The organism is Actinospica sp. (genome assembly GCF_035552695.1).
Lineage (GTDB): Bacteria > Actinomycetota > Actinomycetes > Streptomycetales > Catenulisporaceae > Actinospica.
In genome coordinates, this window is sequence record NZ_DASZKT010000194.1 from 1 (window position 1) to 24486 (window position 24486).

The 24486-nt window shown below is 68.1% G+C and carries 17 protein-coding genes; 15 read left to right on the forward strand and 2 right to left on the reverse strand.

The genetic code is table 11. The features are described from left to right. From VG296_RS22135 to VG296_RS22170, 8 genes are all read left to right on the forward strand, one after another. On the forward strand, positions 1-772 hold a 772-nt coding region (locus VG296_RS22135), incomplete at its 5' end, for a S1 RNA-binding domain-containing protein (RefSeq protein WP_325568612.1). Between the two features lie 102 nt (positions 773-874). Beyond that, on the forward strand, positions 875-1483 hold the full coding sequence (coaE, locus tag VG296_RS22140) for a dephospho-CoA kinase (protein ID WP_325568614.1): 609 nt from the start codon (positions 875-877) through the stop codon (positions 1481-1483). An 83-nt stretch (positions 1484-1566) separates the two neighbouring features. Further along, positions 1567-2550 (forward strand): decaprenyl-phosphate phosphoribosyltransferase, encoded by a 984-nt coding sequence (locus VG296_RS22145; protein WP_325568616.1) that lies wholly within the window; start codon positions 1567-1569, stop codon positions 2548-2550. Next, on the forward strand, positions 2540-3889 hold the full coding sequence (locus VG296_RS22150) for an FAD-binding oxidoreductase (RefSeq protein ID WP_325568618.1): 1350 nt from the start codon (positions 2540-2542) through the stop codon (positions 3887-3889). Before VG296_RS22145 ends, VG296_RS22150 begins: the two co-directional genes overlap by 11 nt. A gap of 27 nt (positions 3890-3916) precedes the next feature. Next, entirely contained in the window at positions 3917-4681 is a 765-nt protein-coding gene (locus tag VG296_RS22155; RefSeq protein ID WP_325568620.1) for a decaprenylphospho-beta-D-erythro-pentofuranosid-2-ulose 2-reductase, read from the forward strand. A gap of 45 nt (positions 4682-4726) precedes the next feature. Then, positions 4727-6823, forward strand: coding sequence for an excinuclease ABC subunit UvrB (gene uvrB, locus VG296_RS22160; RefSeq protein ID WP_325568622.1), 2097 nt, complete (start codon positions 4727-4729; stop codon positions 6821-6823). Positions 6824-7042: 219 nt separating this feature from the next. After that, complete coding sequence (locus VG296_RS22165) at positions 7043-8128, forward strand: hypothetical protein (RefSeq protein ID WP_325568624.1); 1086 nt, start codon at positions 7043-7045, stop codon at positions 8126-8128. 102 nt (positions 8129-8230) lie between these two features. Further along, positions 8231-9106: a hypothetical protein gene (locus tag VG296_RS22170; protein ID WP_325568626.1), complete on the forward strand. Its 876-nt coding sequence runs from the start codon at positions 8231-8233 to the stop codon at positions 9104-9106. Here VG296_RS22170 and VG296_RS22175 read toward each other — a convergent pair. Both VG296_RS22175 and VG296_RS22180 read right to left on the reverse strand, forming a co-directional pair. Then, positions 9103-10539, reverse strand: coding sequence for an alpha-L-fucosidase (locus VG296_RS22175; protein ID WP_325568628.1), 1437 nt, complete (start codon positions 10537-10539; stop codon positions 9103-9105). The two genes, VG296_RS22170 and VG296_RS22175, sit on opposite strands and share 4 nt — an antisense overlap. Continuing rightward, a complete protein-coding gene (locus tag VG296_RS22180) occupies positions 10536-12932 on the reverse strand; it encodes a glycoside hydrolase family 3 C-terminal domain-containing protein (RefSeq protein WP_325568630.1) in 2397 nt (798 codons plus the stop codon). The genes VG296_RS22175 and VG296_RS22180 overlap by 4 nt, the downstream gene beginning before the upstream one ends. A 339-nt stretch (positions 12933-13271) precedes the next feature. On the opposite strand from VG296_RS22180, the gene VG296_RS22185 reads away from it, so the two are divergent. The 7 genes from VG296_RS22185 (at position 13272) to VG296_RS22215 (ending at position 24486) form a co-directional block, all read left to right on the forward strand. Further along, positions 13272-14969: a hypothetical protein gene (locus VG296_RS22185; protein ID WP_325568632.1), complete on the forward strand. Its 1698-nt coding sequence runs from the start codon at positions 13272-13274 to the stop codon at positions 14967-14969. An 80-nt stretch (positions 14970-15049) separates the two neighbouring features. Next, on the forward strand, positions 15050-16060 hold the full coding sequence (locus VG296_RS22190; protein ID WP_325568634.1) for an ABC transporter permease: 1011 nt from the start codon (positions 15050-15052) through the stop codon (positions 16058-16060). Beyond that, complete coding sequence (locus VG296_RS22195; RefSeq protein ID WP_325568636.1) at positions 16057-17019, forward strand: carbohydrate ABC transporter permease; 963 nt, start codon at positions 16057-16059, stop codon at positions 17017-17019. Before VG296_RS22190 ends, VG296_RS22195 begins: the two co-directional genes overlap by 4 nt. A gap of 14 nt (positions 17020-17033) precedes the next feature. Further along, positions 17034-19232: a xyloglucanase gene (locus VG296_RS22200; protein WP_325568638.1), complete on the forward strand. Its 2199-nt coding sequence runs from the start codon at positions 17034-17036 to the stop codon at positions 19230-19232. A 4-nt stretch (positions 19233-19236) separates the two neighbouring features. Further along, the gene (locus VG296_RS22205) at positions 19237-21156 is read left to right on the forward strand and encodes a beta-galactosidase (RefSeq protein ID WP_325568640.1); all 1920 of its coding nucleotides are present in this window, start codon (positions 19237-19239) and stop codon (positions 21154-21156) included. 165 nt (positions 21157-21321) lie between these two features. Beyond that, positions 21322-22335 (forward strand): LacI family DNA-binding transcriptional regulator, encoded by a 1014-nt coding sequence (locus VG296_RS22210; protein ID WP_325568642.1) that lies wholly within the window; start codon positions 21322-21324, stop codon positions 22333-22335. 99 nt (positions 22336-22434) lie between these two features. After that, complete coding sequence (locus VG296_RS22215; protein WP_325568644.1) at positions 22435-24486, forward strand: glycoside hydrolase family 31 protein; 2052 nt, start codon at positions 22435-22437, stop codon at positions 24484-24486.

Sequence of the window (24486 nt, forward strand, 5' to 3'; positions counted from 1 at the left end):
GCACATCGACCACCCCTCCGAGGTCGTCGAGGTCGGCCAGGAGGTCACGGTCGAGGTCCTGGACGTGGACATGGACCGCGAGCGCGTCTCCCTGTCGCTCAAGGCGACCCAGGAAGACCCGTGGCAGCAGTTCGCCCGCACGCACCAGATCGGCCAGGTCGTGCCCGGCCGGGTCACCAAGCTGGTGCCGTTCGGCGCGTTCGTCCGGGTGGACGAGGGCATCGAGGGCCTGGTGCACATCTCCGAGCTGGCCGAGCGCCACGTGGAGATCCCCGAGCAGGTCGTGCAGGTCTCGGACGAGATCTTCGTCAAGGTCATCGACATCGACCTGGAGCGCCGCCGCATCTCGCTGTCGCTCAAGCAGGCGAACGAGGGCCTGACCGGCGACTCCTCGGTCGACCAGTTCGACCCGACGCTGTACGGCATGGCCGCGTCGTACGACGCGGAGGGCAACTACGTCTACCCCGAGGGCTTCGACCCGGAGACCGGCGAGTGGCTCGAGGGCTACGACACCCAGCGCGAGGTCTGGGAGGGGCAGTACTCCGAGGCGCAGGCCCGCTTCGAGCAGCACCAGAAGCAGATCGCCGAGGCCCGCAAGGCCGACGCGGAGGCCGCGGCCAACGGCACCGCCAGCCCGGCCGAGGGCGGCGGCCCGGCCCCGTCGAGCTACTCCTCGACGCAGGGCGGCGGCGGCGAGGCCACCGGCACGCTGGCCTCCGACGACCAGCTCGCCGCGCTGCGCGAGAAGCTGGCGGGCGGCGGCCAGAGCTGAGGCTCGGCGCACAGAGTGAACAGCCGCTAGGCTGACGCGGCAGGGGACCCCACCGGGTCCCCTGCTTCGTTTCATCCGAGCGGCGGAGAGGAATTCACCCGGATGCGTACCCTGCACGTGGGACTGACCGGCGGGATCGGCGCGGGCAAGAGCACCGTGGCACGCCTGCTGGCCGGGCACGGCGCGATCGTGCTGGACGCCGACCTGGCCGCGCGGGCCGTGGTCGAGCCCGGCACCGAAGGACTCGCCGAGGTGGCCGAGGCCTTCGGCCCGCAGGTGCTGCGCGCGGACGGCTCGCTGGACCGCGCCGCGCTGGCCTCGGTGGTCTTCGCCGACGAGGAGCGGCGCAAGCGGCTGAACGCGATCGTGCATCCCAGGGTTCGAGCATGGATGGCCGAGCGCGCGGCCGCCGCCCCGGACGGCAGCGTCGTCGTCCAGGACATTCCGCTGCTCGTCGAGGGCGGGCTCGCGCCGCTGTTCGAGTTCGTCATCGTGGTGGACGCCGACGACGACACGCGGATCGCCCGCCTGGTGCGGGACCGCGGCATGTCCGAGCCGGAGGCGCGCGCCCGGATCGCGGCGCAGGCCCCGCGCGAGCAGCGCAACGCCGCCGCCGACCGGCTGATCGACAACAGCGGCACCGCGGCGGAACTCGACGAAGCTGTTGCCCAGCTGTGGCGTGAGCTCGACGGCAAAACCGCCCAATCCTGATAAAGTTCCCAGGCCGTTATCAAATCGGGCTGGGCGCGGTACCGAACCGTTGCCATACGGCTGGCAATTGTGAAGGAGAACGCATGTCGTCGTTCCCGGCGCAACAACAGCAGAACGACGCGGCGGAACCGGACCTGACGGCGCCGGCCGACGGCGGCGACCCTCGGGACGGTGCCGCGATCGTGTCGCGCTCGCTGCTCGCGGGGCTGTTCCGCGAGGCCCGCCCGAAGCAGTGGATCAAGAACGTCCTCGTCCTCACCGCCCCGCTGGCCTCCGGCACCATCACCCACCGGCAGACGCTCGGGCCGGTGGCCGTCGCGTTCGTCGCCTTCTGCCTCGCGGCCTCGGCGGTCTACTACGCGAACGACGCGCTGGACGTCGAGGCCGACCGGGCGCACCCGACCAAGCGCAACCGGCCGATCGCCGCCGGGATCATCCCGCTCCGGCTGGCCTGGGTGTGCGTGCTCGTACTCTCCGCCGCGTCGCTGGCCGTGGCGATGATCGACAATGCCGGCACCGTCGCGGTGATCGCGGTATATCTGGTCATGCATTTGGCCTACAGCGCCTGGTTCAAGCACGTGCTCGTGCTCGACCTCGCGCTGGTGGCCAGCGGGTTCCTGCTGCGTGCCATGATCGGCGGCGTCGCCGCGGGCATCCCGCTCTCCCAGTGGTTCCTGCTCACCACCGGCTTCGCCTCGCTGTTCATGGTCGCGGGCAAGCGCTACTCGGAGCTGGAGCTGATGGGCGAGGACGCGGCCGTGACCCGACGCGCGCTCGCCGGATACACGCCGTCCTACCTGCGGTTCATCTGGCAGACCATGGTCGGATTGACGATCCTGACCTACAGCCTGTGGGCCTTCGACCTGGGACTGACGGACCGCGGCGTGCGCTGGCACGAGCTGTCCATCGTGCCCTGGGCCTTCGTCTTCCTGCGCTACGCGATGTTCGTCGACGCCGGCCAGGCGGGCGAGCCGGAGGACGTGGTGCTCGGCGATAGGGTCATCATGGGAATCGGCCTGGCCTGGCTTGTCTTGTTCGCATTGGGGGTTTTCGTCAATGGGCACTGAGCGACTCACTGGCTGGGGACGCACGTCGCCCTCGGTCGCCGAGGTGCTGCGGCCGCGTACCCGCGAGGACGTCGCCGAGGCGGTGGCGACGGCCGGCCCGCGCGGGATCGTGGCCCGCGGACTCGGCCGCTCCTACGGCGATCCCGCGCAGAACGGCGGCGGCCGGGTCCTCGACCTGACCGGCATGAACCGCATTCTGAGCGTGGACCTCGCGAGCGGCCTGGTCGTCGTCGAACCCGGGGTCAGCCTGCAGCAGCTGATGCGGGCGATGCTGCCCTTCGGCTACTTCGTCCCGGTCAGCCCGGGGACCAGGTACGTGACCGTGGGCGGCGCGATCGCCTGCGACATCCACGGCAAGAGCCACCACGCCGACGGCTCCTTCGCCCGGCACGTCGTGTCCATGGACCTGCTGCTCGCCGACGGCGACGTTCGCACCCTGACGCCGGAGACCGAGCCCGGGCTGTTCTGGGCGACGGCCGGCGGCATGGGCCTGACCGGCGTCGTGCTGCGGGCCACGCTGCGGATGCTGCCGGTCGAGACCTCGCGGATCCTGGTGGAGACCACCCGGGTGGCGGATCTCGACGAGGCGATGGACCGGATGACGGAGACGGACGCGGACCACCGCTTCTCCGTCGCCTCCCTGGACAACCTGGCCACCGGCCCCTCGCTCGGCCGCGGCTGGGTGGAGAGCGGGGACTTCGCCGCCCTCGCGGACCTGCCGCCGAAGCAGCGCGAGAACCCGCTCGCCTTCCAGCCGAAGCCGCTGGCCGCGATGCCCGACCTGTTCCCGAGCGGCCTGCTCAACAAGCGCACCGTCCGGCTGCTGAACGCGGCCAACTACCGGCGCGCGCCGCAGCACTCGCACACGCACCTGGCGAGCATCGGCGGGTTCTTCCATCCGCTCGACGCGATCCACGGCTGGAACCGCGTCTACGGCGCCGCCGGATTCCTGCAGTACCAGTTCGTCGTGCCCTTCGACGCGGCCGCCACGCTGCGCCGGATCGTGGAGCGCGTGGCGGTGCAGCGCGCGCCCTCCTTCGTCACCGTGCTCAAGCGTTTCGGGCCGGCCAGCCCCGGTTACCTGTCCTTTCCGACCGAGGGCTGGACGCTGACCTACGACTTCCCGACCAGGACCCCCGGCCTGCCCGGGCTGCTGCGCTGGATGGACGAAAAGGTGCTGGAAGCGGGCGGCCGGCTCTACCTGGCCAAGGACTCCCGGATGTCCGCCGCGGACCTCGAGGCGATGTATCCGCGCCTCGAGGACTTCCGCAAGGTGCGCGCCGAGGTGGACCCGCAGGGCGTGTTCGTCTCCGACCAGTCCCGCCGACTCAGCCTCTAAGGGCACTGTCTTCTTAAGGATCGTGACATGAAGGACTCCCTCGGTTCGGTGCAGTCGCTGCTGGTACTCGGCGGCTCCTCCGACATCGCCGTCGCCACGGCGCGCAAGCTGGCCCAGGACAAGACCAAGCGCATCATCCTGGCCGCGCGCCCCTCGGACCGGCTGAACGCCGCCGCCACCCTGCTGCGCTCGTACGGCGGCGAGGTGCGCACGGTCGACTTCGACGCGCTCGACTTCTCCTCGCACGAGAAGGTGCTCGCGCCGCTGTTCGAGGAGGGCGACATCGACGTGGTGCTGCTCGCCTTCGGCGTGCTGGGCGACCAGGCGGACGACGAGCGGGATCCGCTGGCCGCCGCGCAGGTCGTGCAGACCAACTACGTGGGCGCGGTCACCTCCTCGCTCGTCTGCTCCCAGGCGCTGCGGAAGCAGGGCCACGGCTCGCTGGTGGTGCTCTCCTCGGTGGCCGCCGAGCGGGCGCGCAAGGCGAACTTCATCTACGGGTCGAGCAAGGCCGGGCTCGACGCGTTCGCGCAGGGCCTCGGCGACTCGCTGGTGGGCACCGGCGTGCACGTGATGGTGGTGCGGCCGAGCTTCGTCGACACGAAGATGACCACGGGTCGGCCCAAGGCGCCGATGTCCACGACCGCCGAGGCCGTCGCCGACGGGATCGTGGAGGGGCTGCGCAAGAACGCCGAGCTGGTCTGGGTCCCGGCCCAGGTGCGCTACGCGATGTCCACGCTGCGCCACCTGCCCCGTCCGGTCTTCCGCAAGCTCGCGGAGAAGCAGGGCTGACCTGCGGGGACGATAATTGTCTGCGGTCGCGTTTAGCCTGATGCTATGACGCGACCGACGACGGACCTGGAACGCAGTGTTGCCCCCTTCGAGGTGATCAGCGAGTACACGCCGTCCGGCGACCAGCCGACGGCGATCGCCGAGCTCGAGCAGCGGGTGCGCGACGGCGAGCAGAACGTCGTGCTGCTCGGCGCCACGGGTACCGGCAAGTCGGCGACGACCGCCTGGCTGATCGAGCGGCTGCAGCGGCCGACGCTGGTGATGGCGCCGAACAAGACCCTCGCCGCGCAGCTGGCCAACGAGTTCCGCGAACTGCTGCCGAACAACGCCGTCGAGTACTTCGTCTCGTACTACGACTATTACCAGCCCGAGGCGTACATCGCGCAGTCGGACACGTATATCGAGAAGGACTCCTCGGTCAACGCGGAGGTCGAGCGGCTGCGCCACTCGGCGACCAGCTCGCTGCTGACCCGGCGGGACGTGATCGTGGTCGCCTCCGTGTCCTGCATCTACGGTCTTGGCACGCCGCAGGAGTACGTCGACCGGATGGTCCGGCTGCGCGTCGGCGAGGAGTTCGGGCTCGACCAGCTGCTGCGCAAGCTCGTCGCCGTGCAGTACGCGCGCAACGACGTCGCCTTCACCCGCGGCACGTTCCGGGTGCGCGGGGACACCGTGGACATCTTCCCGATGTACGAGGAGCACCCGGTCCGCGTCGAGATGTTCGGCGACGAGATCGAGCGGCTGATGACCCTGCACCCGGTGACCGGCGAGATCCTGACGGACGATCAGGAGATCTACGTCTTCCCGGCCACCCACTACGTCGCCGGCCCGGAGCGGATGGAGCGGGCCATCGCCGGGATCGAGAAGGAGCTGGCCGAGCGGCTCGAGGTGCTCGAGCGGCAGGGCAAGCTGCTCGAGGCGCAGCGGCTGCGGATGCGTACGACCTACGACCTGGAGATGATGCGCGAGGTCGGGTTCTGCAACGGCATCGAGAACTACTCGCGGCACATCGACGGCCGCGAGGCCGGGACCGCGCCGAACACCCTGCTGGACTACTTCCCGGACGACTTCCTGCTGGTCATCGACGAGTCGCACCAGACCGTGCCGCAGATCGGCGCGATGTACGAGGGTGACACCTCGCGCAAGCGCAACCTCGTGGACTTCGGCTTCCGGCTGCCCTCCGCCCTCGACAACAGGCCGCTGAGATGGGAGGAGTTCGTCGAGCGCATCGGCCAGACGGTGTACCTCTCGGCGACCCCCGGCCCGTACGAGCTCGCGCAGGCCGGCGGCGAGGTGGTCGAGCAGGTCATCCGCCCGACCGGCCTGATCGACCCCGAAGTCATCGTCAAGCCGACGCAGGGTCAGATCGACGACCTGGTGCACGAGATCCGCCAGAGGTCCGATCGCAATGAGCGCGTGCTCGTGACGACGCTGACCAAGAAGATGTCCGAGGATCTGACGGACTATCTGCTGGAGCTAGGCGTCAAGGTCCGCTACCTGCACTCGGACATCGACACGCTGCGCCGGGTCGAGCTGCTGCGTGAGCTGCGCCTCGGTGTGTTCGACGTACTGGTCGGCATCAACCTGCTGCGGGAGGGGCTCGACCTGCCCGAGGTCTCGCTGGTGGCGATCCTGGACGCCGACAAGGAGGGGTTCCTGCGCAGCCCCACGTCGCTGATCCAGACCATCGGCCGCGCGGCGCGCAACGTCGGCGGCCAGGTGCACATGTACGCCGACAAGATCACCGCCGCGATGGCGAAGGCGATCGACGAGACCAACCGACGCCGCGCGAAGCAGGTCGCCTACAACACCGAGCACGGCATCGATCCGACCCCGCTGCGGAAGAAGATCGCCGATATCACCGACTCGCTGATCCGCGAGGACGAGGACACCCGCAACCTGCTCGGCGGCCGCCCGCAGGGCAAGGGCCGCGCGCCGGTGCCGGGCGTCGGAGCCAAGGGCGTGACCAGTGTGGACTTCGTCGGCAAGCCGGCGGAGGAGCTGGAGGCGCTGATCGAGGACCTGTCCCAGCAGATGCACACGGCAGCCGCCGAGCTGCAGTTCGAGCTCGCCGCACGCTTCCGCGACGAGATCTCCGAGCTGAAGAAGGAGCTGCGCGGCATGCGCGCGGCGGGAGTCTGATCGCCTGCGCACGCGTTTTCCATTCGGACGGGAACTGACGCTGTAGGATCCGACGTCAGTTGAACGGATGGCGGGCGCGGGACAGACGGGCGGTTACGGCGAGGCATGAGCAGTATGACCGAGCAGGTTTCTTCCGCACGTGATGGGGATGCGGCTCCGGGCCGTATCGCCGCCGTCCGTGATCGTGCGCTCCGCTCGGCCGGGCGCGCCTGGCCCGCGATGGCCGCGTACCTGGCCGTACGGCTCGTCGGCACGCTGGTGTTCGGGCTGGTCTCCAGCGGCCACGGCTACGCGGCGCGCGGCATGTTCGTGTTCGTCGACTCCGGCTGGTACCAGAAGATCGCCGAGCGCGGCTACGACACCAAGATCTCGCCCGCTCTCTCGCCCTTCGCCTTCGACCCTCTCTACCCGGGCCTGATGGCGCTCGGCCACGCACTCACCGGCGGCCTGCTCAGCGTGACCGCCGTCGGCCTGACCATCACGTGGGTCGCGGCCGTCGCCTGCTCCTGGGCGCTGTTCGAGATCGGCCGCCTGCTCCGAGACGCGCGCACCGGCCTGATCTTCGCCGTGCTCTGGGCGGTCATGCCGTCAGCAGTCATTCAGGGCGCCCTCTACGCCGACACCCTCGCGATCTGCCTGACCGCGTGGGCGCTGTACGCATTGCTCCGCCGCGCTTGGATCACCGCGGGAATTCTCGCCTGCCTCGCCGGTGCCACGCGTCCGACCGCCGACGCCGTCGTACTCACGGTCTGCGTCGCGGCCGTGGTCGAGTGCGTCCGCCACCGCAGCTTCAGGTGGCGACCACTGCTCGGCGCCGTCATCGCCCCGATCGGAGCAGCGGGCTTCCTCGTCTACGTCGCGTACCGCATGGGCAGCATCAGCGGCTACATGAACGCGCAGAAGAAGTGGGGCACCGGCTTCGGCAACGCGGGCCAGGTGTTCCACCGGATCAAGCTCGGCATCGAGGGCACCGCGCACGGCTACAACAACGGCCAGGCGCACATCACGACGGCCGTCCTGCTGATCGTCCCGATTCTGATCGTCGTCATGCTCGTCCAGCGCCAACGCTGGGAGATCACGTTCTATACGATCGTCGTCGCCGCGATCGTCTACACGGCGATCCACGACTACACCGTCGTCCCGCGCGAGATGCTCGCCGCGTTCCCGATCCTGCTCGCACCCGCCGGCTGGCTCGCCCGAGTCAAGCACCAGTGGATCGTCTGGGTGCTGATCGCGGGTCTCGCCGTCGCCGCCGGCTGGTACGCGGGCTTCATCCCCGTCGACGGCGGTCCCGGCTTCCCCTAAGAAGCCCGCTGGGCTGATCGGTCTGATCGCTGATTGGTCCGAACAGGCGATCTTCGGCCGCGCCCGCCGAGTAGATTGTCCTATTTCAGATAGTACGGTGACATGGGAATCGCCGCCGCCATGCTGGCCGCTCTTCTGGTCGCCAATCCGACGCCGCAGCCTTTGATTCACGGCGCGTCAGGTGGAGCGATCTTCAACGGCCGGAGCGTCGACATTCCGCGAACGCTGGACCGGCTCCAGCGGGCGCACGTTACGACGTACCTCTACGAGATCTACGGCGGCCACGCCGACCGCCAGTGGAGCGAACTGCCGACCTTCCTCGACGCCGCGGCCCAACGCGGAATCAGCGTCATGGCCTACCTGTTGCCGCCCGACGAGTCCGGCGGGAACTATCCGCCCTTCGGCTTCGATTACCCGCAATGGGCTACGCAGCTCGCCGAACTGTCGCTGACTCATCCCGCGCTGACCGGCTTCGCGATCGACGACTTCAGCGAGAACGTCGGCGTCTTCACGCCCACGTACGCCAGGCAGATCGTCGAGGCGGCGCGGGCGCAGAACCCGCAATTCCAGTTCTGGCCGATCTTCTACTACCGCGATCTGGTCGGTGAGCACGCCGTCATGCGCAAGTTCAACGCGTCGATCTTCACCGGCGTGATCTTTCCGTTCCGCGACGAGCCCGCCTACGACACCTCGGTCAGCAAGACCGCTCCGGCGCAGATCAAGCGCGTACGGCAGTCGCTCAAGCCGTACCAGCGGCTGGCCGTAATGGTCTACGCCAGGCACTACAGCCGCCAGGGCAACAAGGGCAATCCGAACCCGGACTACGTGGGCGCGGTGACCCAGGACGCGCTGGCCATGGGCGCTTCAGGCTACGACGACGGGGCCGTCATCTACGACCTCAACCTCACCGGCCAAGATGACGCGTACTCACTGACCGGCGACTACGACCGCATCGAAGGCATTTACGGCAACGTCTAGGCAGTCGGCGTGATCTTCAGGACCGGCAGCGGGATCTCCTTCTGGCGCCCGGTCGCCCAGGTCTGCGGCAGGCGCACGCTCAGCGCGTCCGATCGCTGCTCGAACTCCAACTCCTTCGGCTCCCACTCGTGCGTGTGGCCGAGAAGTTCGATCCGGGCGATCCGTCGCTCGTAGATCGCCAGGTGGGCGCCGAGTGAACGGACCTCCATGCGGCCGTCTTGCGGGGCTGCGAGGCCGATGACGTAAAGGAACCCGTCGCGCGTGGTGAATCGGAAGTCGCGCGGACCGTACTCCTGCTGCTTGGACTCGGAGAAGCCGCCATCGGCCGGCTTGGTCGGGCCCTCGCCGAAGACGGTCCACGGGCGCGACGCGTAGATCGCCTCGCCGTTCGTCGCCAGCCAAGCGCCGATCGAACGCAGCAGGTCTGCTTCCTCGTCGGGGATGGAGCCGTCCGCCTTGGGTCCCACGTTCAGGAGCAGGCAGCCGTTCTTGGACACCACATCCACGAGCGCGCCGACGAGTTCCTTCGCGGATTTGTAGTCCTGATCTTCGAGATAGCACCAGGCCTTACGCGAGATCGACGTGCATGCCTGCCACGGCCGGGGACGCAGCGTGGCGCTGGACCCGCGTTCGACGTCCTCGACGGCGGTTCCGGCCGGGAAGGCCTGGTCCTTGTACGTGAGTACCGGGCCGAGGCCGCTTGCCGCCAAGCGGTTGTAGTAATGCGCCGCGAGACGTGGGAGGTACGGTCGGTACGCGGGCCGGTGGATCCACCAATCGAAGTAGAACAACTGCGGCTCGTACGCGTCGATGAGTTCGACGGTGTGCGCGGCCCACTCGTCGAGGAACTGCTTGCTCGGCGGCAGCTCCTGCGGCTGGGCCGGGCCGTAGAGCGAGGCGTACTTTCCAGAGCGCACGTCCGAGTCGAAGGTCATGCCGCCGTTGAGGAACCACCACAGCTCGGCGCGGTGCCAGGACACGCCGAAGACCATCGACCGGTCGCGCACAGCACGCGAGAGTTCGCCGATGACGTCGCGCTTCGGACCCATCTCGGCCGCGTTCCACGGGTTGAGCTCGCTGCGGTACATCGCGAAGCCGTCGTGATGCTGCGCCACCGGGACCACGTATTGGGCCCCGGCCGTGCGGAAGAGTGCCGCCCACACATCCGGATCGAACTGGGCACCATCCAGCAGCGGGATGAAGTCCTTGAAGCCGAACTCCGACTGCGGGCCGTACGTGGCGCGATGGTGCTCGTACTCCGGCTTGCCCGGGCGGTACATGTTCCGCGCGTACCACTCGTTGCCGAACGCGGGCACGCTGTACGGGCCCCAGTGGACGAAGATGCCGAACTTGGCGTCGCGAAACCACTCCGGCACCCGGTACGCGGACAGTGAATCCCAGGTCGGCAGAAACGGCCCGTCGAGGACGGTCACGAAAGCTCCAGGCGTGCGGTCACCGCGGAATCCTCACTCGATCGGCCGAACTCGAATTCGTACTCACCGGAGGACAGCCGTTCGAGCGGCACCTCGAACGCGACCCGCCGACTCTCCCCGGCGGCCAGGAGGATTCGCTCGAAGCCGACGAGCCCGCGAAGCTCCTCGTCGTCACCGACGCGGTGCGCGTAGAGCTGCACGACCTCGTGTCCGGGAACGCCGGAGGTGTTGGCTACGCCGACTTCAGCCGTTACTGTGAGCGCTCCCGGCGCATTTTCCCGCACCGTCACAGCCGGGTCGCGGTACTCGAACGTCGCGTAGGAAAGACCATGCCCGAACGGATACACGTGCGCCCGCCGCGAATAGCGGTAGGTCCACCGCGATCCGATGACGTCGTAGTCATCTCGCGCGGGCAGTTCGGCCGCACCGGAGTACCAGGTCTGCGGGAGCCGGCCGGACGGGTTGTGCCGACCGCTGAGCACGTGCGCGACGGCCGTGCCGAGTTCCTGGCCCGCATGCGAGGTCCACACGATCGCCGGGACCCGTTCGGCCGCCGCCTCGATCGCGTACGGGTAGCTGGCGACCACGACCAGCACGGTGTTCGGATTCGCGGCGAGCACGGCGTGCAGCAGGCGCTCCTGCCGCGGAGGCAGAGCAAGACTCTCGCGGTCCACGGTCTCGCGGCCGTTGATGTGCGGGTCGTTGCCGAGCACCAGCACGACGCGGTCGGCCGAGACGGCGAGTTCCGAGGCCACCTCGATGCCGGACGCGATCTGATCGAGTTGGAAGCGCGTGGCCTGCTCGGGGGACTCGGCGTCGGCGACGAGGCGGCCGGTCGCGTGGTCGATGCGCGCGTACTTCCGGCTGTGCGGGGCGTTCGAGCGCAGCAGCAACTGCTGCCGGTCCGCGGCACTTTCGTCGTCCGCGACCGCCTCGAACTCCCACAGTTCCTTGACGAACCAGCCGTCGGGCGTCTCGGCTGCCGCCTCGATCTCGGCGTCGCCCTCGCCGGTCAGCGTGAGGTATTTCCCGTTCTCGGCGGACTGCAGGGTATGCACCGGGAGCGGGCATTGCACGCTCGTTCCCCAGTCCTGGTGCCGGAATGGGCCGAACTCGCCGATGCCGCCTACGTCGCGCAGCACGACGAGATCCGCGCCGTCCGCCGCGAAGATCTCAGACCCGGAGAGCTCATCGCGCAGGCCGTCCGCGATCGAGATGCCGTAGGGCAGCGTGCCGCTGTACCAGTCGGTCAGCACGCGCGAGCCGAGGTGGCCGATCACCGCGATCCGACCCTGCGGCGCCGCCAGCGGCAGCGCCGAATTCTCGTTCTTCAGCAGCACGACCGAGGCCAGCGCTGCCTCGCGGGCGAGCTCCCGATGCCGGGCGCAGTCGATCACATCCGCGCGGATCCCGGCGTACGGGTCGTCGTCCGGCGCGAACTCGCCGGCACGCGCGCGCAGCAGCAGAAGTCGGCGCACGGCCGCGTCAACCTCCGCCTCGGTGATCAGGCCGAGCCTGAGCGCCTCGGTGAACCGGTCGATCGTCGGCTGCGAATCCGCGTTGTTGTCCGTGTAACTATCCACGCCGGCCTTCAGCGCGGCCGCGTGCGATTCGGCGTGCGTGGCGAAGAACTTCTCGCGGTCGACGAGGTTCGACGGAGCCTGCGCGTCGGAACACACGGCGAGCTCCGGATCCCACGCGCGCAGCACCTCGTTGATCAGCGGATGCACGTGGTTCGGCACGCCGTTGGTCAGGTTGTAGCCGGGCATGACGCCCGCGGCCACGCCCGCCCGGATCGGTCCGCGGAAAGCTTCGAGTTCGTATTCGTGCAGCACCCGCTCCGGCACATGGATGTCTACGACGTCCCGGTCGGTTTCCGTGTTGTACGCCAGGAAGTGCTTGAGCACCGGCGTCGTGCGCCACACCGTCGGATGGTCGCCGCGCAAGCCGGTGCAGTACGCCGTCGCCAGTTCCGACGTGGCGTACGCGTCCTCGCTGTAGCCCTCCTCGTTGCGGCCCCAGCGCGGGTCGCGCAGCGGGTTCACCACCGGCGCCCAGACGTTGAGCGAGACCATCGGATGCTTCTCCGACTGGTCGCTGAGCTGGAACGCGTTCGCGGTGTCCTGCTTGAAGGCGCGCACCTCGGTGGACACGGCCTCTCCGATCCGGCGCAGCAGCTCTCTGTCCCAGGTCGCGCCGAGACCGACCGCCTGCGGGAAGACCGTCGCCCTGCCGATCCACGCGACGCCGTGCAGCGCCTCACAACCCGTGTGGAACTTCGCGATGCCCAGGCGGTCGACGGCGGGCTGGTGCTGGTGCAGGAAGGAAACCTTCTCGGCGACGGTCAACTCGGCCAGCAGCGCTGCGGCCTGGTCTTCGGGTGCTGGGGTCACAGGGCAACACTTTCATTCAGAAAATTGATTCGAGCATCGAAGCGCTTCGAAAGTCTCAGTGGGACCGGCTCCGTGTCAACCCCCGGGTCGGCAAAGGACTCCGGAAATGTTCTCACATCCCACTCTTCCAGCAGGTCGACACGGGTATGTGGCACAAGGTGTTGATCCGGGGCGGGGTGCGGGCCGCTGTGCGGAAGGCGGGCCTCCCGTAACCGAACCGTAATCGAAGCCCCTTGCCTGGGTCGAATCGCTGTCCTAGCCTCATCCCCACATTGAAGCGCTTCGACGACTCCCTCTCGCGTGGGTCGGCCGAGCGACCCCACCATCCTGGAGAGTTCAATGCCGAGCTCCACCACTTTCACCCGGCGCGGCTTCGTCACCGCGACCGCGGGTGTCGCCGGCGGGATAGCCGCCATGCCACTGCTTTCAGCCTGTGGCAGCGCCGCGTCGAACAAGGGCGGCGTGACCACGTCCAAGGGCCTCAGCGCGATCCTGCCCGACTATGTGCAGCTGACGAACGGACCCACGCCCGACATTCCGGTGGTGACCGGCGCGAACGGCGCGCTGTCCGACCCCGGCTTCCTGAACTACCCGACGAACCTGGTCAAGACCGTCGGCTCCACGCCAGGCTCCGGCGGTTCGTACTCCGCGATCATCCCGCTCTGGGGCAGCATCCCGTCCGCGAACAACGCGTACTACCAGGCGCTGAGCAAGGCCCTCGGCGCGAACCTGACCGTGAACCCGGCCAACGGCAACAACTACGGCACCACGCTGCCGACCCTCGTCGCGGGAAACAGGCTGCCCGACTGGATCAACATTCCGTCGTGGAACAACGGCCAGGCCAACACCGGCGAGCTGACCGTGGAGAAGTTCGCCGATCTGACGCCGTTTCTGTCCGGCGCGAACATCCGCAAGTACCCGAACCTCGCGGCGATCCCGACCGGCGGCTGGCAGTCCGCCGCGTGGGAGGACAAGCTCTACGGCTTCCCGTGCTGGACCTCGGGCAACTCCTTCACCGGCGTGCTCTACTACCGGAGCGACATCCTCGCGAGCAAGGGCATCACGGCGAGCAGCGTCAAGAGCGCCGACGACCTGTACTCGCTCGGCGCCGAACTGACCTCGAAGGCCGCGGGAGTCTACGCGTTCGACCTGCTGTGGTTCTCGATCCAGCAGATCTTCAAGGCCCCGCCGAACGGGCCCGGCGAGTTCGTCGTCAAGGGCGGCAAGGTGATCTCCGCCTACGACACGGACGAGTTCGCCGGCGCGCTGGCCTACGCCTACAAGATCGCCAAGTCCGGCTACATGCACCCGAGCGCGGCGGCCGGCGACACGAACGACAGCAAGCAGCGGTTCTGGTCCGGCAAGTCGCTCATCGAGTCCGACGGCACCGGCGCCTGGAATCTGGCGGACTTCACCTCGGGCAAGGGCGCGAACGCCGCGTACCAGCGCGGTGCCTTCGACGTCTTCGCCTCGGACGGCTCGACGCCGAAGATCGCGCTCGGCAACTCGAGCGGCTTGACCAGCTACCTCAACAAGAGCCTCTCCAAGACCCAGATCGAGGAGATCCTGGAGCTGGCGAACTACCTCGCGGCGCCCTTCGGCTCGTACGAGTACACGATGATCAACTACGGCATCGAGGGCACGGACTACACCATGACCTCGTCCGGCCCGTCGTACACGAAGCAGGGCGACAACGAGTCGAACCAGGCCATTTACCAGCAGTTGATCACGCCGCAGTCCGCGGTCAGCAACTTCGGCGCCGCGGACGTGACCAAGGGCCTGTGCGCCTGGACCGGCAACGCGGTCAAGTACGCGTACAAGCCGACCTTCTGGAACATGAACATCACCGCGCCCTCGCAGTACCAGACGGCCTACAGCATGGCCGAGGTCGTCGACATCGTGAACCAGGTGACCTACGGCTCGAAGACGGTGAGCGACTTCCAGACCGCACTGGCGAACTGGAAGAAGTCCGGCGGCCAGAAGATGCTCGACTGGTACACCGCCAACGTCTACGACAAGTTCGGCGACGGTTCCTGACATCTGATCGGCTTCGCGCCCGCTCCCCGCGGGCGCGAAGCTCCCCGACTGCGGGCAAGGCGAGAACGAGGAGTTATCAGATGTCGGCGATATCCGTGCAGGGCAGCACGGCGACGACGGAGGCCGAGCGCGACAAGCGGCAGCGCACGCCGGCCAAACGGAAGCGAACGCGCACGAAGCTGCCGTTCCGGGCACGGCTGCGCCGCGACTGGCCCCTGCTGCTGATGGCGATTCCCGCCCTGCTGCTGGTCATCGCGTTCAACTACCTGCCGATGTTCGGCACGGTCACGGCCTTCGAGTACTACGACTACATCCTCGGCTTCTGGCAGAGCACGTGGATCGGCCTGCAGAACTTCCAGGCGCTGTTCGCCGACCCGAACTTCTGGCACGCCTTCGAGAACACGATCGTGCTCAGCGTCGTGCAGCTGGTGCTCTACTTCCCGGTGCCGATCGCGCTCGCGATCCTGCTGAACTCGGTGCTCGACAGCAGGATCCGCTCGTTCGTGCAGGCGATCGTCTACCTGCCGCACTTCTTCTCCTGGGTGCTGGTCATCGTGCTGTTCCAGCAGATGCTCGGCGGCGCGGGCCTGCTCAACCACCTGCTGCTCACGCACGGGCAGAACCCCTGGGACATCATGACCGACCCGGGCGCGTTCAAGTACCTGGTCACCGCGCAGGCCGTGTGGAAGGAAGCGGGCTGGGGGATCATCGTCTTCCTCGCCGCGATCGCCGCCATCGACCCGGCGCTGTACGAGGCGGCCGCGGCGGACGGCGCGAACCGGCGGCGGCGGACCTGGCACATCACCCTGCCCGGCATGCGCAGCGTGATCGTGCTGCTCCTCGTGCTCCGCCTCGGCAACGCACTCAACGTCGGCTTCGAGCAGTTCCTGATCCAGCGCAACGCCGTCGGATCAGGAGCCTCCGAAGTGCTCGACACGTACTCGTACTACTACGGCGTCGCGGCCAACAACTTCGGCCTCGGCGCGGCAGCGGGTCTGTTCAAGGGCGTCGTCTCGCTCCTGCTGCTCTACGGCGCGAACAAGGTCGCGCACTTCTTCGGCGAGGACGGCCTGTACAGGGGAACCAAATGAGCAGCGCGCAGTCAATCTTCCGGGCCAGGCCCGCGAAGTCGAAGGGCTTCCAGTCCACGCGCAAGCGGCCGGTCTGGGAGGAGAAGCCCACCGCCGCCGGCCAGGCGGCGAAGGGCGTCACGCTCACGCTCGTCGTGCTGTTCGTGGTCATCCCGCTCTACGCCGTCGTACTCACCAGCCTTTCGCCGCAGAGCTCGGTCAACATCGCGGGCGGAATCGTGCTCGTCCCGCACGGCCTGACCCTGAATGCGTACCGCGAGATGCTCAGCGGCGGAGTGGTCACGCGCGCCATGGTGGTCAGCCTGGTCGTCACGATCGTCGGCACGATCGTGTCTATGGTCGTTTCGGTGCTGTGCGCCTACGGCCTGTCCCGGCCGCGTTCGCTCGGCCACCGCTGGATCCTGATGACGCTGATCGCCACGATGTTCTTCAGCGGCGGCATCATCCCCAGCTTCATCGTCGTCGCCGACATCTTTCACGGCTACGACCAATACTGGGCGCTGGTGCTTCCCGGCGCGGTCTCCGCGTTCAACATCCTGATCATCCGCGCGTTCTACATGAACACCGCGAACGAGCTGATCGAGGCCGCGAAACTCGACGGCGCCAGCGAGTTCCGCATCCTGTGGTCCGTCGTGCTGCCGACCTCCAAGGCGGTCAACGCGGTCATGGCGCTGTTCTACGCGGTCAGCTACTGGAGCGCGTTCTTCAACGTGATGCTCTACATGCCGGCCGACAGCTCCAAGTGGACGTTGCAGTACGTCCTGTACACGTACGTTTCCCAGGGCGCGACGATGCCGGGTCAGAACGCGGCGACCGCGTTCGCCGGCAAAGACCAGCCGGCCCCACTCTCGCTGCAGATGTGCGTGGTCGTGCTCACCCTGATCCCGATCCTCATCATCTACCCCTTCGTGCAGAAGCACTTCACCAAGGGCATGCTCACCGGCGCCATCAAGGGCTGAGAGGAAAAACAACGATGCGCACCTCGAAGAAGAGGCTTGTGCAAGCCTGCGCGCTCGCAGGAATGCTCGCCGTCCCGCTGTTCGCGGCCCCCGCCGCGTCGGCCACCGACGCCGGCCGTTATGTGTGGAACAACGTCACGATCGGTGCCGGCGGCTTCATCACCGGCGTCGTCTACAACCCGACACAGCCCGGTCTCGCGTACCTGCGCACCGACATCGGCGGCCTGTACCGCTGGAACGCGTTCACGCAGGCCTGGACCCCGCTGCTCGACTCCACCACGTTCGCGAACTGGAACGAGCTCGGCGTCGACTCGGTGGCCACCGACCCGATCCACCCGAACCGCGTGTGGGCGGCCGTCGGCCAATACGCGTACAGCTGGAACGACGCGCAGCCGTCCGCGATCCTCACCTCGGACGACTACGGTCGCACGTGGTCGTCGTTCTCGGTCCCGTTCGAGATCGGCTCCAACGACCAGGGCCGCGACTCGGGCGAGCGGCTGGTCGTCGACCCTAACGACGACGACATCCTCTACTACGGCACCGAGAACGACGGCCTGTGGAAGTCCACGAACGGCGGCAAGACCTGGGCCAAGGACACTGTGTTTCCGGACGCCGGAGCGAGCACGGCCGCCGGGCTGCAGTTCGTGACGTTCGACCAGACCGAAAAGCACCTCGGCACGCCGACGCCGCACATCGTGGTCGGCGACGCGGACACATCCTCGTTGTACGAGACCACGGACGGCGGCGCGACCTGGAGCAAGGTCAGCGGCGGTCCGGGCACGATTCCGATCAAGGCGCAGTTCGCGGCCGACGGTTCGATGTACGTGGTCTACGACCAGTACACCGGCCCGTACTGGATGGGCATCGGCAAGCTCTACAAGTTCAGCCCGGACGTCACCGCCACCGACGTCACGCCGGTCTCCTCGTGGTACGGCTACGACGGTCTCGCCCTCGACCCGAACAACGCCGACACGGTCTACGTCTCGACGAACGACCGCTGGAACCCGGTCGACACCATCTACCGCTCGACGGACGGCGGAAAGTCGTGGGCGGACGTGTCCGCCTCGACGTCGCTCAACACCTCGTACGAGCCCTACCTGAACTGGGGCGCGTCGGCGAAGTTCGGTTGGTGGATCGGCACGATCGCCGTCGACCCGTTCGACTCGAACCACGTCGTGTACGGCACCGGAGCAACACTCTTCGGCACCTACAACATGGGCTCGATCTCCAGCGGCGGGACGGCGAACTTCTCCGCGAGCGCGTCGAAGGGCATCGAGGAGACGTCCGTCAAGGCTCTGCTGGTACCGAACGATTCGTCGAGCGAGTGCAAAGTGATCAGCGCGCTCGGTGACCTCGGCGGCTTCTGCCACACCTCGCTGACGCAGTCGCCGACCGACACCTTCGATACGAACTACGGCACCGGAAGCGGAATCGCGCAGGACGCGAGCGGCGACCTGGTCGCGTTCGTCGGCGAGAACGGTTCGAGTAAGCCGGCCGGTCAGTACTCGACGGACGGCGGCGCGACGTGGACCCAGTTCGCGACGACGCCGAGCACGATGAGCTGGGGCCAAGGCCAGGTGGCCGTCGCCGCGGACGGCAGCAGCATCGTGTGGAATCCCGCGGACGGCACGACCCCGGCCTACACCACGGACAAGGGCGCGATGTGGACAGCCGTCACCGGACTGCCCACCGGCGTCGCTCCGGTCGCCGATACGGTGAACCCGAACGACTTCTACGCGATCGATCCCTCGACCGGCGTGTTCTACCGCAGCGCCGACGGCGGCAAGACCTTCGCCTCGGCCGCGACCGGGCTCACGGCCGCGAGCAACGACCAGGTGCTGCCGGTTCCGGGCCACGCGGGAGAGCTCTACTTCGCCGCACAGACCGGCGGCCTGCTCCACTCGGTCGATGGCGGCACGACGTGGACGCAGGTCAACAGCTCACAGGTGACCGCCGCGTACACGGTCGGCTCCGGTGCCGCGGCTCCGGGCTCGCACAATAAGACCTTGTACATGGTCGGCACGGTCGACGGCGTTACCGGCTTCTATATGTCCACGGACGCCGGCGCGCGCTGGACGAAGATCAACAGCAGTCAGCAGAACTTCGGCTGGATCCCGACGATCGTCGGCGATCCGAACCACTACGGCCGCGTCTACCTGGGCACCAACGGCCGCGGCATCCTCAGCATCAACGTCGCTTCGGATCAGGGCTGAGATCATGGCTAATTTGCACCAAGCCACGCGCGGCCGGCTGCTGTTCGGCGGTGACTACAACCCCGAGCAGTGGCCGCGCGAGGTGTGGACCGAGGACGTGCGGCTCATGCGTGAGGCGAACGTGAACCTGGCCACGGTCGGCGTGTTCTCCTGGGCGCTGCTCGAGCCGCGCCCGGGGGAGTACGACTTCGGCTGGCTCGACGAGGTCCTCGATCTCCTGCACGAGAACGGGATCGGCGTGGCGCTGGCCACGCCGACCGCCAGCGCGCCGCCGTGGATGCACCACCGGTGGCCGGAGACTTCACCGCAGGACAAGGACCGCACGGTACGCACGTACGGCTCGCGCAACGCATACTGCCCGTCGTCCGCGGTCTACCGCCGCTTCGCCGACGCGATCAGCGCGCAGCTCGCCGACCGGTACGCGCGGCACCCGGCGCTGCGCATGTGGCACATCGGCAATGAGTTCGGGACCGTCTGCTACTGCGACAGTTGCGCCGAAGCATTCAGACAATGGCTCCAAAAGAAGTACGCGGACCTCGACCGGCTCAATGAGGCCTGGGGCACGCGCTTCTGGAGCCAGCACTACGGCGAGTGGGACGAAGTGATCCCGCCGCGCAACGTGCAGTACGTCATCAATCCCGTGCAGGAGTTGGACTACCAGCGCTTCGCCTCGGATCTGCTGCTGCAGGGCTTCAAGGCCGAGCGCGATATCGTCAGCGCCCGCAATCCCGAGATCCCGGTCGTCACCAACTTCATGGGCTTCTTCAAGGGGACCGACGCGTGGAGTTGGGTGAGGGAAGAGGACTTCGCATCGCTCGACTCGTACCCCGATCCGAACGATCCGTTCGGCGCCTGCGCGGGCGGGTTCGCGCAGGACCTGACCCGGTCGTTGGGGAACGAGTCCCGCGGCCGGGGCTGGATCATGATGGAGCAGAGCACCGGCTCTGTCGGCTGGCGGGCGGTTTCCACCCCGAAGCCGCCCGGGCTCTACCGGCTCTGGTCGATGCAGGCCGTCGCGCGCGGTGCCGACGGGGTGCTGCAGTTCCAGTGGCGGGCATCGCGGCAGGGCGCCGAGCGGACGCACAGCGGCATGATTCCGCACGCCGGCCCGAACTCGCGGGTCTTCCGCGAGGTCTGCCGGGTCGGCAAGGAACTCGAGAGCCTGGCCGACGTGCTCGGCACCGAGGTCGCGGCCGACGTCGCGATCATCGTGGACTGGGACGCCTGGCGCGCGGTGGAACTCGAACATCAGCCTGATGCGCGCTTCACGTACGTCGATCGGCTGTATGAGTACTACAAGCAGCTGTGGCAGGCGAATATCACCTGCGACTTCGTGCGCGCGGAAGGAGATCTCAGCCGCCATCGGCTCGTCCTGGCACCCAGTCTCTACCAGATCACCGACGCCGCGAGCCGGAATCTGGAGCGATACGTCGAGGCGGGCGGCACGCTCGTCGTCGGCCCGTTCAGCGGAGTGACGGATCCCGACGAACGGGTGCGCCTTGGCGGCTACCCGGGCTCGCTGCGTGAGCTGCTGGGGATTCGTGTCGAGGAGTACTGGCCGTTCGAAGACGAGATCGAACTACGAATCACCTCCGCCCGCTTCGGCGACTTCTCATCGTACAAATGGGCCGAGTGGTTCGACCTCGACGCCACCGGCGCCGACGTGGTCGCGAGGATCGAGGGTGGTCCGCTCGACGGCCATCCCGCGATCCTCGCGAACCGGTACGGCGCGGGCATCGCGTGGTACGTCGCCACCCTGCCCGAGGACGCCGCGCTCGGCCGGCTGCTGCGCGCGATCGCGACCGACGCGGGAGTCTCCCCGGTTCTCTCGAATCTCCCCGAAGGTACCGAGGCGGTGCGGCGCGGCGACCGTATATTCGTGCTCAACCACCGCACAGGTGAAGTGGAGGTGCGCCATGGATGACGGAAGAAAGAGTCGAAGCGCTTCGACGATTGGCCTAGACATTCTTCACGTGCGCGGACTAACCTTCCCCTGCAAGACGTTTCGCCGGAGTGACGGCTGGAAGCGCGGTCCTGTCGAAGCGCTTCACCACCACTCCCCGAACCCGACCCGAGAAGGACATTGTTCATGGTGACGTTGGCCGAAGTCGCCCGCCAGGCGGGCGTCTCGCCCTCGACGGTGTCCTACGTGCTCTCCCGCAAGCGCTCCATCTCCGACGAGACGCGGCGCAAGGTGGAGGCCGCGATCGAGTCGCTGGGCTACCACCCGCACGCCGGCGCCCGAGCGCTGGCCTCCAACCGCTCGAACATCCTCGCCCTGATGATCCCGCTGCGCAGCGACATGTACGTGCCGGTGATCATGGAGATCGCGATGGCCGTGACGACCGAGGCGCGCGAGTTCGGCCAGGACGTGCTGCTGCTGACGAAGGACGAGGGCACCGCGGGCGTGCGCCGGATCGCGGGCAGCGGACTGGCCGACGCGATGATCGTGATGGACATCGAACTCGAGGACGATCGAATTCCCGTCCTGCGCGAGACCGAGACCCCGGCCGTGCTCATCGGGCTGCCCGCCGATCCGGCCGGTCTGGCCTGCGTGGATCTGGACTTCGAGGCCACCGGCTCCGCCTGCGTCGAGCACCTCGCCTCGCTCGGCCACCGCGACATCGCCCTGATCGGCGAGGGCGAGGGCGTCTACAAGCGCAACACCGGCTTCGCGGCGCGCACGCTGACGGGCTTTCAGCGCGCGGCGGCCGCCAACGGCATCCGCGCGGTGCACCGGTCCTGTGAGGGGACCTACGAGTCCACCGCGGGCGTGCTCTCCCGGATCCTCGAGGAACGCCCCGGCACCACCGGATTCGTTGTCCAGAACGAGGCCGCGATCGCCCCGCTGCTCAGCCTGCTGCGCCTGTCCGGGCGTGCCGTGCCCGAGGACACGAGCGTGGTGGCGATCTGCCCCGACCAGGTCGCGCTGCAGTCCTCGCCGCGGCTGACCAGCGTCTCCATCCCCGCGGAGGAGATGGGCAGGCAGGCCGTGCGCCAGGTCATGGCCCAGCTCGAGACCCGCGACGCCGAGCACGTCTCCCAGACCACGCTGATCCCGCCGACGCTCACCGTGCGCGAGTCCAGCGCCCGGAAGTCCTGAACAACCTCCGATAGCCCCCGCGTCACCCCCGCCGCGCCGCCCAGAGCGCCGCGCCGCGATCCTTCGCGCCCTCTTGCCGATCGAAAGGCTCTGCCAGTCATGTCCGAGGAATCCCCGCTCGCCTCACTCGCCCACGAAGCCGGCGAGTTCTCGGTCCGCTCCCTGGGCGGCGGCGTGCACGCCCTGGAGTGGACGGGCCGTCAGGAAGTGCTCCGGATCGAACCCTGGGGCCCGAACTCGCTGCGCGTCCGTTCCAAAGTCGGCGGACCGATCCTGGAGGGATTGCCCGGAGCGCTGCTCGATCCACCGGACGTCTCGGCCGACGCGACGGTCGAGATCACCGACCGCGCCGCCACGATCGTCAACGGCGGAGTCACCGCCCGCGTCGGCATCACCGGCCGCATCACCTTCCTGTCCACCGAGGACGGCTCCGAGCTGCTGGCCGAACAGGACGCGCACTTCTGGTGGCCCGGGCCTCGGCTGCGTACCGCGCACGGCAACGGATACGCCCGTTTGGAGCAGCGTTTCACTGCCTACCCCGACGAGAAGCTCTACGGCCTCGGCCAGCACCAGCACGGCCTGTACGACCAGAAGGGCGCGGTGGTCGAACTCGTCCAGCGCAACTCCGAGGTCACCATCCCGTTCCTGGTCTCCTCCCGCGGCTACGGCTTCCTGTGGAACAACCCGGCGATCGGCCGCGTCGAACTCGCCCTGAACGGCACCCGGTGGGTGGCCGACAGCGCCCGCCAGCTCGACTACTGGATCGTTTCGGGCGACCCGGCCCAGATCCAGCGCACCTACGCCGACGTGACCGGCCACGTCCCGATGCTGCCGGAGTGGGCCGCGGGCTTCTGGCAGTGCAAGCTGCGCTACCGCTCGCAAGAGGAACTGCTCGAGGTCGCGCGGGAATATCACCGTCGAGGCATTCCGCTGGACGTGATCGTCGCGGACTTCTTCCACTGGACCCATCTGGGTGAATGGCGCTTCGATCCGGCCGAGTGGCCCGACCCGGACGCCGCCGTCGCCGAGCTCGCGTCCTATGGCACGAAGCTCATGGTCTCGGTCTGGCCCTCCGTCAGCCCGCTGTCCGAGTACCACACCGAGATGGAGCGCCGAGGCTTCCTCATCGGCACCGAGTTCGGCCCCGTCGCGCACGCGGACTGGCCGGACAAGGGCGTGGACCACACCGTCCAGGTCGCGTTCTACGACGCCACCAACCCGCGCGCCCGCGACTTCGTCTGGTCCAAGGTGCGCGAGTCCTACCTCGACCGCGGCATCGAGATCTTCTGGGCGGACGCCTGCGAGCCCGAGCTGAAGCCCGGATATCCCGCCAACCTGCGCTACCACGCGGGCCCCGGCCTCGAAGTCGGCAACATGTACCCGCGGGAGAACTCGCGGATGTTCTACGAGGGCATGCACGCCGCCGGAAAGCCCGACGTCGTGACGTTGAACCGCTCGGCCTGGGCTGGTTCGCAGCGATACGGCGCGATCCTGTGGTCCGGCGACATTCACACCGACTTCGCCACCTTCCGCAAGCAGATCGCGGCCGGGCTCAACACGGCCCTGTCCGGCATGCCGTGGTGGAACACCGACATCGGCGGCTTCCACGGCGGCAACCCCGAATCGCCGGAGTACCGCGAGGTGATGGTCCGCTGGTTCCAGTTCGGCGCGTTCAGCCCGATCTTCCGGCTGCACGGCTTCCGCGAGCCCGCCACGCCGTTCTCGCCGCAGGTGACCGGCGGACCGAACGAGATCTGGTCCTACGGCGAAGAGGCCTGCGACATCATGGCCTGGTACATCGCGCTGCGCGAGCGGATCAAGCCGTACGTTCTTTCCGTTATGCAGGAGGCACATGAGACCGGCCTGACCCCGATGCGTCCCTACCTGGTCGAATTCCCCGAGGACGCGAAGTCCTGGACCGTCGACGACGCATACCTCTTCGGCCGCGACCTGCTCGTCGCCCCGGTCCTCGAGGCCGGCGCCCGCTCGCGGGACGTCTACCTGCCGAAGGGCGCCTCGTGGCGCGACGCGTGGACCGGCGAGGAGCACGAGGGCGGCCAGACCGTGACCGTCCCCGCGCCCCTCGACCGGATCCCGCTCTTCCTGCGCGACGGAGCCTCGCTCCCGATCGGTCCTGCGGACGGCAGCTGA

Bases quoted from the DNA above. Each gene is read 5' to 3' on its own strand.
- coaE (WP_325568614.1), top strand. From the start codon at position 875: ATGCGTACCCTGCACGTGGGACTGACCGGCGGGATCGGCGCGGGCAAG.
- VG296_RS22145 (WP_325568616.1), top strand. From the start codon at position 1,567: ATGTCGTCGTTCCCGGCGCAACAACAGCAGAACGACGCGGCGGAACCG.
- VG296_RS22150 (WP_325568618.1), top strand. From the start codon at position 2,540: ATGGGCACTGAGCGACTCACTGGCTGGGGACGCACGTCGCCCTCGGTC.
- VG296_RS22155 (WP_325568620.1), top strand. From the start codon at position 3,917: ATGAAGGACTCCCTCGGTTCGGTGCAGTCGCTGCTGGTACTCGGCGGC.
- uvrB (WP_325568622.1), top strand. From the start codon at position 4,727: ATGACGCGACCGACGACGGACCTGGAACGCAGTGTTGCCCCCTTCGAG.
- VG296_RS22165 (WP_325568624.1), top strand. From the start codon at position 7,043: ATGGCCGCGTACCTGGCCGTACGGCTCGTCGGCACGCTGGTGTTCGGG.
- VG296_RS22170 (WP_325568626.1), top strand. From the start codon at position 8,231: ATGGGAATCGCCGCCGCCATGCTGGCCGCTCTTCTGGTCGCCAATCCG.
- VG296_RS22185 (WP_325568632.1), top strand. From the start codon at position 13,272: ATGCCGAGCTCCACCACTTTCACCCGGCGCGGCTTCGTCACCGCGACC.
- VG296_RS22190 (WP_325568634.1), top strand. From the start codon at position 15,050: ATGTCGGCGATATCCGTGCAGGGCAGCACGGCGACGACGGAGGCCGAG.
- VG296_RS22195 (WP_325568636.1), top strand. From the start codon at position 16,057: ATGAGCAGCGCGCAGTCAATCTTCCGGGCCAGGCCCGCGAAGTCGAAG.
- VG296_RS22200 (WP_325568638.1), top strand. From the start codon at position 17,034: ATGCGCACCTCGAAGAAGAGGCTTGTGCAAGCCTGCGCGCTCGCAGGA.
- VG296_RS22205 (WP_325568640.1), top strand. From the start codon at position 19,237: ATGGCTAATTTGCACCAAGCCACGCGCGGCCGGCTGCTGTTCGGCGGT.
- VG296_RS22210 (WP_325568642.1), top strand. From the start codon at position 21,322: ATGGTGACGTTGGCCGAAGTCGCCCGCCAGGCGGGCGTCTCGCCCTCG.
- VG296_RS22215 (WP_325568644.1), top strand. From the start codon at position 22,435: ATGTCCGAGGAATCCCCGCTCGCCTCACTCGCCCACGAAGCCGGCGAG.